This window comes from Pedobacter frigoris (assembly GCF_005116445.1).
Taxonomy (GTDB): Bacteria; Bacteroidota; Bacteroidia; order Sphingobacteriales; family Sphingobacteriaceae; genus Pedobacter; species Pedobacter frigoris.
In genome coordinates this window covers 260,630-277,554 of record NZ_SWBQ01000002.1, presented here as the reverse complement: position 1 = coordinate 277,554, position 16,925 = coordinate 260,630, and the positions used below count along the sequence as shown (strand labels likewise).

The 16,925-nt window shown below is 40.0% G+C and carries 11 protein-coding genes; 8 read left to right on the top strand and 3 right to left on the bottom strand.

Annotation, left to right across the window (positions count from 1 at the left end; genetic code table 11):
• Position 1: 1 nt before the first annotated feature.
• The gene (locus tag FA047_RS07575) at positions 2 to 1,219 is read right to left on the bottom strand and encodes an erythromycin esterase family protein (protein ID WP_136835379.1); all 1,218 of its coding nucleotides are present in this window, start codon (positions 1,217 to 1,219) and stop codon (positions 2 to 4) included.
• 110 nt (positions 1,220 to 1,329) lie between these two features.
• Complete coding sequence (locus FA047_RS07570) at positions 1,330 to 1,665, bottom strand: hypothetical protein (protein WP_136835378.1); 336 nt, start codon at positions 1,663 to 1,665, stop codon at positions 1,330 to 1,332.
• Positions 1,666 to 2,299: 634 nt separating this feature from the next.
• Here FA047_RS07570 and FA047_RS07565 point away from each other — a divergent pair.
• The 5 genes from FA047_RS07565 to FA047_RS20450 all read left to right on the top strand — a co-directional run bounded on the left by FA047_RS07565 (position 2,300) and on the right by FA047_RS20450 (position 6,417).
• Positions 2,300 to 3,349 (top strand): response regulator, encoded by a 1,050-nt coding sequence (locus FA047_RS07565; protein WP_136835377.1) that lies wholly within the window; start codon positions 2,300 to 2,302, stop codon positions 3,347 to 3,349.
• A 115-nt stretch (positions 3,350 to 3,464) separates the two neighbouring features.
• Entirely contained in the window at positions 3,465 to 4,844 is a 1,380-nt protein-coding gene (locus tag FA047_RS07560; protein ID WP_136835376.1) for an alpha-L-fucosidase, read from the top strand.
• A gap of 328 nt (positions 4,845 to 5,172) precedes the next feature.
• Complete coding sequence (locus FA047_RS07555; RefSeq protein ID WP_136835375.1) at positions 5,173 to 5,538, top strand: hypothetical protein; 366 nt, start codon at positions 5,173 to 5,175, stop codon at positions 5,536 to 5,538.
• 100 nt (positions 5,539 to 5,638) lie between these two features.
• Positions 5,639 to 6,166, top strand: coding sequence for a ferritin (locus FA047_RS07550; protein WP_136835374.1), 528 nt, complete (start codon positions 5,639 to 5,641; stop codon positions 6,164 to 6,166).
• Between the two features lie 113 nt (positions 6,167 to 6,279).
• On the top strand, positions 6,280 to 6,417 hold the full coding sequence (locus FA047_RS20450; protein ID WP_169304353.1) for a hypothetical protein: 138 nt from the start codon (positions 6,280 to 6,282) through the stop codon (positions 6,415 to 6,417).
• Here the strand turns inward: FA047_RS20450 and FA047_RS07545 are convergent, their stop codons facing one another.
• Positions 6,418 to 10,485 (bottom strand): hybrid sensor histidine kinase/response regulator transcription factor, encoded by a 4,068-nt coding sequence (locus FA047_RS07545; RefSeq protein WP_136835373.1) that lies wholly within the window; start codon positions 10,483 to 10,485, stop codon positions 6,418 to 6,420. It abuts the gene before it with no gap.
• A 242-nt stretch (positions 10,486 to 10,727) separates the two neighbouring features.
• Between FA047_RS07545 and FA047_RS07540 the strand changes: the two genes are divergently transcribed.
• The 3 genes from FA047_RS07540 (at position 10,728) to FA047_RS07530 (ending at position 16,904) form a co-directional block, all read left to right on the top strand.
• Entirely contained in the window at positions 10,728 to 12,170 is a 1,443-nt protein-coding gene (locus FA047_RS07540) for a right-handed parallel beta-helix repeat-containing protein (protein WP_136835372.1), read from the top strand.
• Between the two features lie 176 nt (positions 12,171 to 12,346).
• On the top strand, positions 12,347 to 15,244 hold the full coding sequence (locus FA047_RS07535; RefSeq protein ID WP_169304352.1) for a SusC/RagA family TonB-linked outer membrane protein: 2,898 nt from the start codon (positions 12,347 to 12,349) through the stop codon (positions 15,242 to 15,244).
• A gap of 10 nt (positions 15,245 to 15,254) precedes the next feature.
• Positions 15,255 to 16,904 carry a RagB/SusD family nutrient uptake outer membrane protein gene (locus tag FA047_RS07530; RefSeq protein WP_136835370.1) on the top strand — a complete coding sequence of 550 codons (1,650 nt, stop codon included), beginning with the start codon at positions 15,255 to 15,257 and terminating at the stop codon, positions 16,902 to 16,904.
• Positions 16,905 to 16,925: the final 21 nt, after the last annotated feature.

Below are 16,925 nucleotides of genomic sequence, written 5' to 3'. Positions count from 1 at the left end.
CTTAATTAAACATGCTGTTTGTGCTGTTAAAGTATACGATCATGTCGAAGTTTTTAGCTATGGATAAGTTCTTTCGGTCTGGGATACTCAATGAGCCAATCATCCGCATATCCTTAGGTTTGGTTAAAAATGAATTTAACACAGGATCATTTTTTGCAGAACCGACATCAAGAATGAAGTTTTTGAACTGGCATTGCTTAAAATAATATTCATAAGCTTTATCTGAATTGACCTCAGCGTAATAGAGAGGCTGAAAACCGCCTAATGGTTTATTCTTAGCTGTAAATATGTTTACATGAACTTTTCCGTAATTGATATCGGTAGCAATGACGAAATATTTTGAACCGTACTTTTTGTCCAGGTAGGTTCCCATGGTAGGGTTTTTATATAACGCCGTTTTTGCAACATGACCATTGTGTACCCATACGATCACCTTATTGTTTTTTGCCTGATCTTTTATCCAGGTGGTATTATCGGCCATCACCTGATCTCTCATTCCAATCTTCTGCTCTTTATATGCATCTATCAACTGATCAAGAAGATTCAGATAATGCTGATGCAGGCCATTGTCTGTCACTTTTTTCATATCATTTATTGAAGCCCTGAGTGCATTGATATCGTCCTTTTTGATTTCGTTATACCTTTTGCCTTTTATCTTTTCCAGCAACTGTCTGTCTGAGTCGGTAATCGAGGGAATTACCTGCAATATTCTGTTGATAATGTTCCCAAAATTCCTGACCTCCAGGCCATACACATGCACTTTATCTTCCTCAACTTTTGTGAGGTTATAGCTCCTGAGCCATTCAAACATACGACGGTTGGTATTGATCAGGTTTGCGCCATATTGAAATTTCAAGCTGTCTGTTTTTCCTGCTATATATTCATCAATATATTCCAATGCAATATGGTCGGCCTCAAAACCTATCGCCCTGTAACCGCTTTCTGAAACCAGGAAACGGACCAGCCTGTCTTTGTAATTGTAAATTTCAAGTGTGCCATGGGTGGCCTCACCAAGAGCGATGATTTCCCTGTCTTTTATGGTTTCTTTTAGAAAAGCGATATCATCGAAGCTGCTGTCGGGTTTTAAAGTTTTTACGGGTTTAATGACCTTGTCAAGACTGCTGATAATTTGTTTTATGTCTTCCTGTGCCGATAAATTCCAGGGAAAAAGGAAAGAGAAGAGCACAATAAGCGCTGCGTTAAATTGGAGAGATTTCATATCAAGTTTTTGTGATACCGCTAATGTAGGGTTTGTAAGTAACGTTGCATTTTAATTAACGTTATTTAACAAGGTGGTGCTTAAAGAGGACGACTGGCACCCCAGTGGCGTTAAAACTGCGCGCCCGTTTTCAGGTCCTTAAGTTGAAAATTTTTGAATTCACCTATCCCTGCAAAAGATATCTTTACACCCATGACGTGACCTATCGGATTGCTATAGTGCGTCTTATATGCTTGTTTGTCGTCTATAGAAAGTGTAACTTTTTTGTTCCTGATATGAAGTTTTAAGGTGCCGCCTTTACTAAAATCATGGCCAAAAGCTCTGAGGTCATACTTGCTTCCGTCTTTTACGTTTTCCGAGAACTGGTAACTCGTCCAGACCGTACATTCTGGCTTAATGATACTGAAATGATGTTGGTATTCTTCACCGAAGAGTGTGACATCCACTTGTGAGCATCGGACGCCAGCCCTGTTGCGGAGGTTTTCAGCTCCACTGAAAGTTCAAAATTGTCTGCGCTGATATTGGTGGGTTTTACATTCGAATATGCAACAAAGAAAGTCTTTAATGTATCCACACCCGCACGGAACATATCGCCTGCGGAGGCGGACAGGGTTTCCTGCGAACCAATATTTGATGGAGCTGAAACCGGATAAACCCTGGTTGTGTCGTACATGTTAGAGCCTATAACTGACCAGCCCTTGGTTTGGAGATAAACATGAGCGGTATCTTTCCTGATCAAGGGATTTGATAAAAAGACCCTGCATCTAACCCACAGTGCTGAACCCGTTGTTTTTGAATTGAATGCTGCTGGCATAGTTGGCTTGATCTGTTTGTAGTAGGTTTTTATTGTGTCATGACAGTCTCGGAAACGCACAACAGGGATCTGAATTTTATAGAACCAGAATGATAATGGTTTTTCTCTAGCGCTTTAATAGGTGGTTCATTCGTTCTGACCATGATCAAAATAAAAAGTGATCATGGTCACTTTAATTCATTGTTAACTTTTGATATTTGTGATCAATATTATATTTAACTTTCAAACTATAATATTCACGCTTTTTCACCCTAGTCAGATTTTATATGGAGACCATTCTAATTATTGAGGACAATATCGACATCCGTGAAAGTACAGCAGAAATACTGGAGCTCGCCGGATATGAAGTGTTACAGGCCGATAATGGAAAGAAAGGCGTGGAAATTACAAACCATACCAAACCAGATCTGATACTTTGTGACATCATGATGCCTGAACTCGATGGTTATGGTGTTTTGTATCTTTTGAGCAAAAATCCGGATACGGCAGATATTCCCTTTATTTTCCTTACCGCCAAAGCGGAGCGCATTGATTTTAGAAAAGGAATGGAAATGGGCGCAGACGACTATCTCACTAAGCCTTTTGATGATCTGGAACTGCTAAACGCGGTTGAAAGTAGGCTGATCAAAAAACAACGGGTAGAAGGGTATTCCAATCAGTCGCTCAAAAGTCTTCAAAGGCTCGCGGTAGGAAATGAAAGCGGACTAAAAGAATTAAATGATTTAATTGCCGGACGCAAAGTCAGGCATGTAAAGAAAAAGCAGGTTCTTTATTATGAAGGAGATCAGCCGCAAGGCCTCTATTTATTGTTGGAAGGTACTATTAAAACCATAAAATTTTCCGAAGATGGCAGGCAACTGATGACCGGCTTATACAAACCCAATGATTATTTTGGTATAAATGCGCTGCTGCTGAATGAAAATTTTACTGAAATGGCAGAAGCCCTTGAGGATTCCGCAATATGTCTTTTGCCTAAAGACGCCGTTGTTGATTTACTTAATAAATATCCTGATGTCAGTCGGCAATTTATCAAAATCCTCTCCAATGATGTGAGAGAAAAAGAAGAACAGTTACTGGAACTGGCTTATCATTCTGTTCGCAAGCGTCTGGCACAGGTGCTGGTCAAATTGAATAAACTGTCGAATGACGAGTTGCAGTTTAAAGCAACAAGGGATGAACTGGCAGCCATGGCGGGAATGGCTTCAGAAACCGTAAGCAGAACCCTGACAGACTTTAAAGAAGAAGGCCTGATAGAAAAAAAGGGTAGTCAAATTGAGATCCTGGATCTGGCACGGTTAACGAAAATGAAAAATTAATAATCCTGATTGTCAAAATCACTTAATATTTAGGCAATTAAGCAAAATTTTTTTATCTGGAATTCCCTTTCTTTGGATAACAAACACCAAATAAAGAACCTTATAACTAATTTTGATGAAAATCCTAAAACTCGTAGCCGTGTTGGCTTTGCTGGTATTATTGAAGCCTTTTATCTCTTCCGGACAAACCCGACCGGCATGGGCGACAGAAACCAAAGAACAAAAAGAGAAAAGAATGAAATGGTGGACAGACGCCCGGTTTGGGATGTTTATCCATTGGGGTTTATATGCAGTTCCTGCACGTCATGAATGGGTGAAGTTTAATGAAAAAATTCCTGACCAGGAATACCAGAAGTACTTCAACCTTTTTGAACCGGATTTGTATAATCCTAAGCAGTGGGCTGCCATGGCAAAAAAAGCGGGAATGAAATACTTTGTGATCACCACCAAACACCATGAAGGATTTAGTTTATGGGATACCAAGTATTCGGATTACAAGGCAACAAAAACACCTATCGGCAAAGATCTGATAAAGCCAATGGTAGAAGCTTTTAGGGCAGAAGGTATCAAGGTAGGTTTTTATTACTCTCTGATCGACTGGCACCACCCTGATTTTACTTTTGATGGCAGTCATCCACCTGTCCCGACGAATAAGGAAGAGCGTGCTAAGCTCAATGAAACAAGGGATATGAAAAAGTACCAGACCTACATGAAAAACCAGGTCACTGAGTTACTGACTCAGTTCGGACAGATCGATATACTTTTTACCGATTTTTCTTATAACGGAAAGGGACACAATGAATGGGATTCAGAAGGTCTTTTGAAGTTGATCCGCAAACTGCAACCAAACATCATCGTAAACGACCGTTTGGATTTAAACGATACCGATTGGGGCTGGGACATCAAAACTCCGGAACAGTTTATGCCGCGCGAATGGGTAACCGTCAACGGACAAAAAGTGCCATGGGAAACCTGCCAGACCTTTTCTGGTTCATGGGGGTATCACCGTGACGAGAACTCATGGAAAAGTGTTCCGCAGTTGATCGCAATGTTGATTGAAACTGTTAGTAAAGGAGGAAATCTTTTACTGAATGTCGGCCCAACAGCAAGGGGTGAATTTGACGAAAGGGCAAATGAAAGGCTGGAAGGCATGGGTGCATGGATGAAGCAGCATAGCAGGGCTATTTATGGTTGTACGCAAGCTCCGGAGACATTTAAAGTGCCTCAAAATTGTTTCCTAACTTACAATCCTGAACGTAAAAGATTATACATCCATTTAATGCAATGGCCATTCAAATCACTTCACCTTGAAGGTTATAAGGGTAAGTTTAAATATGCCCAATTGCTAAATGACGGATCAGAAATTAAGTTTTATTCGCCAACTAAGGGAGGTGGCCATACTACTGAAACGACGAAAGAAGGGGATGTCATACTGAACCTTCCTGTTCAGAAACCTAATGTGGAAGTTCCAGTTATTGAATTGATTTTGGAATAATATCAAGGATACCTGTAATAGAACTGGAATGCCTTTGAGATTTATATTTAAGGGGCTGTCCAAAAAGTTACGTTCGTCATCCTGAATTTTTCAGTAGTATTAATTGATTTTTGTCTTCAAGAATGCTACGCATTTTATTTCAGGATCCCGGCCATGTTATTAAAACCTCGCTTAAACGGGACCCTGAAATAAATTCAAGATGACGTAACGCATAGTCAAATAGCAAGCGTACCTTTTTGGACAGCCTCTTAAAAAAATAATTCTATATGATTTGGATTAATTCTAAATAATACCAATCTTTGCAATCAACAAATAGTGAATGCGAATTATGCAAGAAACAGCTATACTGACAAACATCCATTTCGAAGAAGTATTTAGTACCTCAAAAGGTGCTATCTATCAATCTGACAGTGAGAATTGCTGGTATATTGATTTTGCAGGTAAGCTTGCCCGTTTTGATTATCGTAACTTATTGAAGCTAAAAAAGGCTGTCTACCAGATAGACATCGAAAACCTTCTTTTAGACAATACTAAAACTCCGGATCTAGAGATTATATTCATCTGCGCATGTGATCACTGTTATGTCCTTTCTTTACTACAGATTATAGGTCTTAAGGAATTACTGCAGGGCACATTTGTCATGCTGGAGTTAAATCATATCATCTATGACAGGTTACACAGGATAGTTGCCTGATTAACTTAGAATTAGAATCTTTCCATATTGCCTTATTATTCTTTGTTGTTGATTTATAGCACTAATTTTGTTATCATAATATCAATAAATCGATACAAATATGAAAGACATCATTCGGACTAAGTGTTTAATCTCATCAGATGTAGAGGCGCTTATCAATCAGCAAATAAAAAAAGAAGCTCATTCGTCAGCAATATATCTTTCAATGGCTTCATGGTGCAATCGTAACGGATACGATTTTTCATCTGAGTATTTTTTCAAGCAGGCAGAAGAGGAAAGAGCACATCAGCTTAAATTCTATAAATACGTATTGGATATGGGAGGAACAGCAATATCTCCTGATATCACGAATATTAAAATTGAATACAATTCTTTCCGTGAAGTGTTTGAAGAAGCTTTGGATCAGGAAATCAGCGTAACACAGTCTATCAAGAACATCGCTGCACGTTGCCATAAAGAACAGGACTATGTGACACTTGAATTCTTAAACTGGTTCTTCAGAGAACAAAGAGAAGAAGAATATAAAGCCCGTCGTGCACTGGAATTGTTTGATGTGATCGGAGAAGAAGGAACAGGAAGATGGCAGATCGATAAACACGTCGGTGGTATCGAGTACGCTGAAGGATAATCAGTTTCTATAAGGCCTGTTAAGAGATTACAGGGTTATTTTTGAAGGTACATATTGGTGCAAATGCAAACAATATGTACCTTTTTTAGTATATTGATGTCAGAGGAGGGGTTATGTCAAAGAAAAAGAAAGATAAAAAGGATAAAAAACACAAGAAGGATTCAAAGAAGCACAAAAAGGATAAGAAGAAAGAAGAGTGCTGCGAGAAATACCTTAGAGGAAAACGCTGCGGAAGCTGTCCTTTTGGATAACTAATCCACTTTTTCAATATACTCGCTTGGCGTCAGGCCAAACTGCTTCTTAAATTCCCGGCTAAAATACTTTCGGTCGGCAAATCCAACCATATAGCCTATCTCATATACTGTGTTCTGTTTCTGTTTGAGCAGTTGTGCAGCTCTTTTTAAACGTATGGATTTCGAGAAGTCATTTACAGACATGTCCGTAAGTGCTTTAATCTTTTTATAAAGGACAGACTGGCTCATACCTATTTTTTCTGAAAGCATATCTACACCAAAGTGCTCATTGTCCATATGTTCTTCTATGATTTGTATCAGCTTGGAAAGAAACTTCTCATCTAAAGAGTCAACAACGACCTGAGCTGGTTCCAGTACAAATGACCTGCTGAATTTTTTACGCATCGTTTCGCGGCCAATTAAAAGGTTTCTTACATGAAGCTGGAGTATCTTATTGCTGAATGGTTTGGTGAGGTAATTGTCTGCCCCGCCAGACAGTCCGCTGATCTGGTCATTTTCGGAGCTTTTAGCGGTCAATAGTATTACAGGGATGTGGCTGGTCCGATCATCTGTCTTTAGTTGGCTACAAAGCATAAAACCATCCATTTTAGGCATCATTACATCGCTGATGATCAAGTCAGGGATCTCCACGATTGCTTTTTCCCAGCCCTCAAGACCATTTTTTGCAATGATGATGTTATAACTGTCTTCGAGTGATTCTTTGATGAGCTGTCTCAGCTCTGAATGATCTTCTACAATCAGTATGGTTAGCTTTTTGTCTGCTTCCTGCGAGGTTTCTTTCGGTTGAAAGGTTTCAGGTAAATGATTGACAGGCGATGTTGCGGGCTGGTGTTGAACAGCTACAGGTTGCAGAAAGGTAGTATTCTTAAAATGCTGGAAGCCTGATAATAGCGTTACCGTAAAACTGGTGTGGCCGGATCTGTTGTCTTTTGCCGGTATACTGGTTACGTTGATGTCGCCCTTATGCAATTCCACAATGTTTTTTGAAAGTGCAAGTCCGATACCGTATCCCGTATTTTGGATGTTATGGTCGTCTACCTGGAAGAAATTGGTAAATAGCTGGTCAAGGTATTCAGTGGCAATCCCGCGACCGGTATCCTCAATATTGATGGAGACCTTTCCGTCTTTTTTGTGTATCTGAATAGTGATGCCACCCCCGGAAGGTGTAAATTTAAAGGCATTTGAGATCAGGTTGAAAAATACTTTCTCCAGTTGCTCTTTATCAAAGTATAAGAGGATTGGATCTTCTTCGTATACGATCGAGAGGTTAATTTTCTTTTTATTGGAGAGCTCTTCAAATGAGCTGTAAATATCTTTTAGGAATGAAATCAGGTCATGCTCTGCAATGTGGAGCTTCAGATGTTTGGTTTCAGCTTTCCTAAAATCCATTAGTTCACTAACAAGTCTCAGTAAACGGTCGGCATTGTGTTTTACATTGGTCAGGTGTTTACTTATTGTCGCATTATTCTGGTTCTCGTCTATCAGTTTTTCTATTGGTGCCATGATGAGCGTAAGGTGGGTTCTGATCTCATGTGACACATTGGTGAAGAAGTTCAGCTTGATCTGGTGAAGTTCCTCGTCCTTGGTGATCAGTTGCCTTAAATAGAAAAATCTGGTGATAAAGAAGAGTACGATGCCCAGGATGATTGTATAGAGACAAAATGCCCACCATGTTTTGTAAAATGGAGGTAGTATTTCTATTTGAAGGCTAACCGGAGTACTCCATACGCCATCGTTATTGGCTCCTTTGACCAGCAAATTGTAGGTTCCTGAAGGCAGATTCGTATATGCTGCGGAAGGGATATTGGTTTCTACCCACTGATCGTTGATGCCTTCGAGCTTATAGGCATACTTGTTTTTGTTTGATTTAACAAAATCCAGCAACGCAAATTCGATGGTAAATATATTTTGGTCATGCCTGAACTGAAGTTTTTTGGTAAAGCTCACGTCCTGCTTCAGCAATTTGTCCGGGCCGTTTATTCTGACTGGAGTGCTAGACAGGCTGAGCCTTGTAAATTGAATCCGGCCTTTGTAGTTGTTCTTCTGAATTTGATTTGGGAAGAAGTGCGTAAGCCCATTGTAACCACCAAAAAACAGTTCTCCATTTTTATTTGCGAAGAACGAGTTGTAATTAAACTCATCACCTGCCAGTCCATCACTGGTGGTGTAGTTCTGAAATATATTATGAACAGGATCAAATTTATTGAGCCCGTTTGATGTACTGATCCACAATTGCTGCTTGGTATCTTCGATTATTCCCAGGACGTTATTATTGGACAATCCATCTTTGGTTGTATACGTAGCGGTAAATTTCTTATTTCCTGGATTGTAGCAAGTTAACCCACCATAGTACAGCCCTATCCAGATATTACCTTTAGAATCTTCCTGAATACAATTGACGTAATTGGAGTTGTTGCTCACACTATTACTTCCTTTTGGGAGTTTATAGGTCAATATCTTACTGGAAGTTCTTGAGTATACAAATAGCCCAGTTGTGGCGGCAATCCATATGTTTTTCTTTGAATCTTCGAAGAGGACTTTAATGTTTTTGTCCTCAAAAGGCTTAAGTATTGCCGGAACATTAAAGGTGGTAAGATTGGATTGTTCTTTGTTGAAGATCCTCAGACCGGTCTGGCTGCCCACCCAAAATGTGCCGTAACTGTCTTCGAGTATCGCTACAATTTCCGAACGCGTGGTATTTAAATCAGACTTGTGGGTCAGAAACCGTTTAAATTTGTTGGTTGCAGGATCGAAGAGGTTCAGTCCGCCGCCATGTGTTCCAATCCATATATTGCTGGTTTTGTCTTTATAAACCACTTTTACCAGGTCCGATCCAAGGCTTTGCGGATCGGAAGCTCTGTGTTTATATGCCGTAAATCTTCCGGTGGCCCAGTTGTAGTAATTTAGTCCGCCGCCTTCTGTGCCGATCCAAAGGTTATTGTTTCCAGCTTCTATAATAGAACTTACCACATTATGGTTTATTCCGGGTAGCTTTTCGTTGTACTGCCAAATTTTAAAATTGGTGGGGGAGGCGTACGTTACATTCACGCCGCCATAATAAGTGCCTATCCATACGGAGCCATTCATATCCTCATATATGCTGTATATGGAATTTTGATTTAAGCTCTTTAGATTGGCTTTACGATGCTGGTAGGTCCTAAATGTCCTGGTCAGCGGATTTAAGATGCTCAATCCCTCCTGTGTACCTATCCAGAGTTCTCCTGAACTATTCTTGATGATCCTTCTGATTGCATTGTGTACAATACTATTGCCGTTGCCCTCGTCGTGTAGAAAGGAGATAAATGTTTCTGTGTTTTTATTGAACAGATTCAGACCGCCATTTTCAGTGCCTATCCACAGATTTTTCTGATCATCTTCTATAATCCCTGTTACTGCATTATCACTAATGCTTCCCGGAGTTTTTGTGCTGTTAAAGGTTTTTACCGCATATATCCTTTTGTTGAATAAAAAGCGTGTGAGGCCGTTGTTTGTTCCAATCCATAAATATCCTTCATCATCCTCATATATGCTTAGTACTTCACCCTTAGCGATCTGGGGTATTAGCCCAAAACGACCGGCAGAGATAAAATGATTGGTCTTGCGATCCAGCAGCAGGTAAAGTCCATGATTTGTTGCAATCCATAAGTGTCCTTTTTTATCCTGATAAATGTTCTTGATCCCGTTGTATCTGTTTGGTCCGTTTTCCTGAGTTAAGTAGATTCTTTCGAAAGTATTTTTCCGGGAATTGAACCTGTTGAGCCCATTAGCCGTGCCCACCCATAATGTGCCCTGGCTATCACTAAACAATGCAGTTACATAGTCGTCTGTCAGGGTATTTGAATCGGTTGTACTGCTTTTATATAGTTTGAACTGGTTACCGTCATATCTGTTTAGTCCAAACCTCGATCCATACCACATGAATCCCCTGTTATCCTGGGTAATTGCAAATATGGAATTCTGGGACAAGCCGTTTTCCGTCATCAGGTGGTTAAAGATCAGTTCCTGTCCTTTAACGCATAAATGCAGCATCACAATTGAGAGCATCAAGATGGTTCTTTTTATCATCACCTGTTTCCTGACGTTGTTTATAACATAGATTTAAATCATGCATTTGGTTGAAGCTAAATTTACGATTTCAAAAATAATTAAACATGTTGTAAAGCTTAGATTTCGTATTTTTAATAGGAAAACAGGATTTTCGCCCCATATAAACAGATCCTTCACCCCTTGTATTTTTTTATTCTTTGGAATTTTACTTTAACCAAACAGGATATTGCCAGGGAGTAATATAAACTTAGAGAACTTGTATGACTAAACTTTACTATTTCATTTTATTGGCCGCTATTTTCATCGTACCTAAAGGCGCTAATGCGCACACGCTGTCTCTGCTAAGTAAATACTATATAGACGATGTAAATGGGAGTGATAGCAATAATGGCGCTACTCAAAAGCAGGCTTGGAAAACATTGGATAAGATAAATGCGCAGACCTTCAAACCCGGCGATCAGATACTTTTTAAAAGAGGAGGAAAATGGCAGGGACAATTAGCCCCCAAAGGTTCAGGTTCCAAATCAGATCCTATCATTTTCAGTGTCTATGGAAAAGGTAATCTGCCTGTAATTGCTGCCGAAGGAAAATTTACAGACGCGGTACTGTTAAAGAACATGAGCCATATCGCACTGGAATTTTTGGACATATCTAATCTTGATCCAGCGGTTAAGGAGCAAAAAACAGGCCCTACCGGTGTACGCATACTTTCAGAGGATATCGGCACTATTGCCAACATCAGACTATCTAATTTATATGTTCATGATATCAATGGAGACAATAAAAAAGGCAGTAAAGAAGGGCACGGCATTTATTGGGACTGCCAGGGCCCCAAGCCAAGTAATATCGACGGTTTACTGATCGAAAACTGTAAAGTGGTACGTGTGGATAGAAATGGCATCAGGGGAAACGGCACTTTTGGTTTTCGAAACAACTGGTTCCCAAATAGAAATCTGGTGATCAGGGGATGTACAATAGAAGACATAGGTGGTGACGGGATCGTCGTGAAGGCTTTTGATGGTTCGGTAGTAGAATACAATAAGTTATTTCATATCAGGACCAGGGCAAAAGATAATGCAGTAGGAATATGGCCGCACAGCAGCGATAATACGCTGATCCAGTTTAATGAAGTAGCCTATACACAAAATGACGACTGGTCTAATGATGGTCAGTCATTTGATATTGATGGCAACTGCAACAATACCATTATACAAAATAACTATAGCCACGATAACGAAGGCGGTTTTATGCTGGTGATTTCTGATGCCATCAATGCTAAAAGTAAGATGACGAAAAACAGCATCATCAGGGATAACCTAAGCATTAATGATGGGAACAACAGAAGGCGGCTTTTCAATTTTGCATTGGTAACGGATAGTACAATGATTTCAGGAAATGTGTTTTATAACAATACAAAGGATTCCGTGAAAATGGAGATGGTGGACATAGAGCATGGCATCCCAAAGAATATCGTTTTTGAAAACAACATTTTTAGGTTTGAGCAGGGCGCAACAGCGGTTTTTACCAAATCAGAAAAACAATATGGTGCTGTAACCTGGAAGAAGAACACATTTAATGGAAATATCATAGGGAGCAATAAATTATTGAATGTAACTGAAGGTAAAACTTCAATTAAAGAAAAGGATATGAAAAAGTGTCCCTGGACACTACTTAAAAAGTTGAATATGTACAGGGAATTATAGCAGGGATTTAAACAACACCAAACCTTCTTATAATACAATTTAAAATGGATTTGCAATCCAACAGGGAGGGATTTTGCCTGTGAATTTGCGAGGATAATAAACCAACTAAAAACAATATGAGAAAAAACTACTTACTAAAACTATTTTTTCTGTTTTTGATACTGCCCTTATCAGCAATGTCACAAAACATAAAATTTAAAGGAAAGGTTGCTGATCCCCAGGGGAGCCCTTTGTCTGACGTATTGATTACATTGGAAGGAACAGAAGTTACAGCGATTACCGATCGCCTGGGAGCTTTTGAAATTAAAGCTTCAGCCGGACAAGTACTTGTTGTAACTCTGGATGGATACACCACTGTTAAAGTACAGGCTGATGCTAAGGCAGTCAGCAATATTGTATTGAAAACAAGTATCAAAAATCACTTCGATTTACTTTATGGAACAATAGACAGGTCTAAAAATCTGCAGTCAGTGTCGCAGGTAGAGAATGTAGACCTGGTAAAAGCGCCGGTAAATAACCTTCGTAATGCAATGACGGGCAGGCTTACTGGACTGTACATTTTAGGTAGTACGGGTAATCCGATTTTTGACGCTTCTACACTAACATTAAGGGGTACAACACCGTCTATTATGATTGATGGGGTATTTAGAGACTACCTCTCTATGGCTCCTGAAGAAATTGAATCCATTACTGTGCTGAAAGACGGATTGTCTACAGCTTTGCTGGGACAGCGTGGTGCAAATGGAATTGTATCCGTAAAAACCCGCAAAGGTAGTATAGGTAAGCTGGAAGTATCTTTGAAAGCTCAGGCTGGTGTACAAACACCTATTGGGTTTCAAAAACCTTTAGAGGCCAGTCAGTGGGCTATTTTATTTAATGAAGCAATGGTCAATGACGGCTCCGCCCCAGTGTATACGAATGCAGATATTGAGGCTTATAAAAATGGATCTGATCCGCTTGGGCATCCCAATGTAAATTGGTTCAATACGTTGCTGGAGCCTAACTCCGCTTATTCAAGATATAACCTATATGCTTCTGGCGGTACCAGATCAGCAAGATATTTTACCTCTGTAGACTACCTCTCAAATGATGGGCTATTTAAGACAGATGCTGTAAATCCGTATAATACAAATACCAACTTTACGCGTGCTGCGATAAGATCTAATGTGGAGGCTGATCTGAACAAATCCCTGACACTTGGTTTGGGTATTTTTGCAAGGGTACAAAGCGGTAATGAGCCGGGAACCAGTTCAGATAATATTTTTACTGCATTGTACAACACCCCTAATAATGCCTATCCGGAATTTGTAAGGGCAGATAGTTTGGGTACTTCAGCTGATTATCAGAATAACCTTTGGGGACTTTCCACACGTTCAGGTTACACTCAAAGATACAATAGGGATCTTTCTTTTGATGTTTCATTAAGGAAAAGCCTTGATGAAGTAACCAAAGGATTGTGGGTAAAAGCAAGTGGTACTTATAATACCACATTGCAGGAAATTACCAATCGTAATAAGACCTATGCTGCTTATCAGCGTATCGTAAATCCGACCACCAGTGCGGTTACTTATCAGCAATACGCGAGCAATGGTCAGCTGGGAAATCCTTCCGCCATTGTTTCTACCATTTCGAGAAACATCTATTTTGATTTTATGGCAGGGTATGACAAAACCTGGGATGACCATGAACTCAATTTGTTTATGATTGCCAATACACAAAGTGTGGTTTCCGGGGCTTCCAATTTACCTTATAACTACAACTTGATCGGTACCAGGGCCAACTATGCTTACAAAAATAAATACCTGGCAGAATTGGCTATAAGCTACAGCGGACACAACATGTATGCGCCGGGAAATAGATACGGCTTCTTTCCTGCAGTAGGTCTGGGCTGGGTGCTTTCAGAAGAAAGATTCATGGAGAATGCTAAGGTTTGGCTTAACAACTTCAAGATCAGGGGAACCTACGGTCATAATGGAAATAACAATGTTGGCTATTATGTCTACAATCAATATTATGGAAGCGGAAGTGGTTATATGATAGGAAGCGGTGCCACTACTGTTTCAGGTATCACTATGGGTTCGCTCGCAAATCCTAACATCAGCTGGGAAAAAGCAAATAAATTCAACATAGGTTTTGATGCAGCATTGGTTGACAATAAGATCAGTGTCTCTTTTGATTACTACAATAACAAATACTATGATCTTGCACAGGTAAGAGGTAAGAATTCTGCCTTATTAGGGGATGATTTTCCAAATGAAAACATTGGAAAGCGCCGCTATTACGGACTAGAGCTTGATGTGACTTACCAGGGAAAGGTTAATGAATTCAACTATTTCATTTCAGGTAATTTCTCTACCCAAAATAGCAAATTGACTTACTTTGATGAGGTCAATCAACCCTATGAGTGGATGTGGAGAACCGGTCAGCGTGTAGGACAGACCTTCGGCTACCTTGCTGACGGCTTTTACAATACCGATGCAGAAGCTGCTGCAAATGCAAGTACAGAAGGTTATGTGCCCAGAGCAGGGGATATCAAGTATGTTGATTTAAACAAGGATGGCGTGATCAATTTCCTGGATCAGACTTCATTGTTGTCTAACAAGCCATTGTATTTCTATGGCGCAAACTTAGGGTTAAGCTGGAAAGGCTTTGATGTTTCTGTGCTGCTTCAAGGTGCAGCAAACAGAAGAGCAAATATTTCTGGTAACACAGCTTTTGCGTTCTCAAATAACGGAAAAGGACAGGCATGGCCAATCAATATGGAAAGATGGACTCCCGAAACAGCAAATACTGCAGAATATCCGCGTTTGTCGATCAGCAACTCTTCACATAGCCAGGCATTGTCATCATTCTGGATCAAAAGAGCCGATTATTTAAGGTTAAAAAATGCGGAGATAGGTTATACCCTTCCACGTGCATTTACTTCAAAAATTAAACTGTCTATGATCAGGTTCTTTGTAAACGGACAAAATTTACTAACGTCTTCTATGCTTGATTATCAGGACCCAGAAGGATACAGCGCGCTGTACCCAATGCAAAGGGTGATCAACGGGGGTATAAATGTTAAATTTTAATTAAATGGATATGAAAAACTTAAATTATATATTTCTGTTTACCTGCACCTTGGTTTTCTTTTCCTGCAAAAAGGATGTAATCGAGAGTGAGCCATTGCAGAATTTAAAAGAAGACAATGTGTTTGACCCAACTGATTCTATCGGGTTTTATACAGAGCAATACTTAAATGGCATCTACGCTAATATTCCTGTTGGATATAACAGGATCAGTTCAAATTACCTGGATGCAGGTTCTGATGATGCCATTGCTTCGGCGTTAAATACAACTGTTGAGCGTTTTACAAGATCAACGCTGACCTCAAATAATAACCCTGACGATGCATATGCAAAAAACTATGCGGGTATCAGGTCGGCCAATATCTTACTGGCAAATATGGACAAGATCAACCTAATCGCATCCAATGCAGCTAATAAAGGCTACTGGAAAGCTGAAGCGAGGTTTCTAAGGTCTTTGCTTTATTTTGAACTCATAAAACGTTACGGCGGCGTACCCTTAATTGGAGATAAGGTCTTCAATTATACTGATGATATGAATATTGCCCGCAATACTTATGATGAGTGTGTGAACTATATAGTGACCGAATGTGATGCAATTATTCCGGATCTTAGAACTGACCCTATAGATAACACCAATTTAGGAAGAGCGACTAAGGGTGCAGCAATGGCGTTGAAAGCCAAGGCATTGTTATACGCTGCGAGTCCGTTATTCAATGTCAATAACGACCTGGACAAATGGAAGGCTGCTTACACCGCTGCGGAAGACATTACTAAAATTGCAACTGGTAAGTTTGCATTGGAAACATCATACATCAATGCATTTACTTCAAGAACCAGCAGGGAGATCATTTTTGCACAACAGCAGGCCAACAATAATACAGTAGAGTACGCAAATGCTCCGGTAGGCTATATTGCCAATAATACAACCAGTCAGGGACAGACCAGCCCAACAGAAGAATTGGTAAGGGCTTTCGAAATGGCGAATGGTAAGTCTATTGATGACAATACTTCAGGTTATATTGCTTCTAATCCTTATGCTGGCAGAGACCCTCGTTTTTACCTGACCATATTCCATAATGGGATGACCTGGTTGGGAAGACCGGTAGAAACTTTTGATGGTGGTAAGGACAGACCAGGAGGTGTTGCCAGACAAACACGTACCGGTTATTACGCACGCAAATTTTTGGGCAATAACCCATCTGGAAGTACTTATGCTACAGTTACACACAATTTTCCAATCTTCAGATATGCGGAAGTGCTGCTGAATTTTGCAGAGGCGAAGAATGAGTTTTCGGGCCCGGCAGAAGATGTGTTTGCTGCAGTTGAGTCTATTAGAAGAAGGGCAGGTTTAAGTCCATTCGCCATTGCAAGAACAAAAACAAAAGATGAGCTGAGAGAGGTCATCCGTCATGAACGACGCGTGGAAATGGCTTTCGAAGAACAACGCTTCTGGGACATCAGAAGATGGAAGATTGCTGAACAGGTATTAAATAAACCGCTTACTGGTATTAGGATTACAAAGAATGCAACTACAGGAGCACTCACTTACACGAGGGAAAATGTAATTACTGCGGTATTTACAGCGCCGAAGATGTATCTGTACCCGCTCCCTTACAGCGAGGTTGTCAAGAGTGACAAGCTGATCCAAAATACCGGTTGGTAAATTAATTAAGACGATGATTTT

Bases quoted from the DNA above. Each gene is read 5' to 3' on its own strand.
- FA047_RS07575 (WP_136835379.1), bottom strand. From the start codon at position 1,219: ATGAAATCTCTCCAATTTAACGCAGCGCTTATTGTGCTCTTCTCTTTC.
- FA047_RS07565 (WP_136835377.1), top strand. From the start codon at position 2,300: ATGGAGACCATTCTAATTATTGAGGACAATATCGACATCCGTGAAAGT.
- FA047_RS07560 (WP_136835376.1), top strand. From the start codon at position 3,465: ATGAAAATCCTAAAACTCGTAGCCGTGTTGGCTTTGCTGGTATTATTG.
- FA047_RS07555 (WP_136835375.1), top strand. From the start codon at position 5,173: ATGCAAGAAACAGCTATACTGACAAACATCCATTTCGAAGAAGTATTT.
- FA047_RS07550 (WP_136835374.1), top strand. From the start codon at position 5,639: ATGAAAGACATCATTCGGACTAAGTGTTTAATCTCATCAGATGTAGAG.
- FA047_RS20450 (WP_169304353.1), top strand. From the start codon at position 6,280: ATGTCAAAGAAAAAGAAAGATAAAAAGGATAAAAAACACAAGAAGGAT.
- FA047_RS07545 (WP_136835373.1), bottom strand. From the start codon at position 10,485: ATGATAAAAAGAACCATCTTGATGCTCTCAATTGTGATGCTGCATTTA.
- FA047_RS07540 (WP_136835372.1), top strand. From the start codon at position 10,728: ATGACTAAACTTTACTATTTCATTTTATTGGCCGCTATTTTCATCGTA.
- FA047_RS07535 (WP_169304352.1), top strand. From the start codon at position 12,347: ATGTCACAAAACATAAAATTTAAAGGAAAGGTTGCTGATCCCCAGGGG.
- FA047_RS07530 (WP_136835370.1), top strand. From the start codon at position 15,255: ATGAAAAACTTAAATTATATATTTCTGTTTACCTGCACCTTGGTTTTC.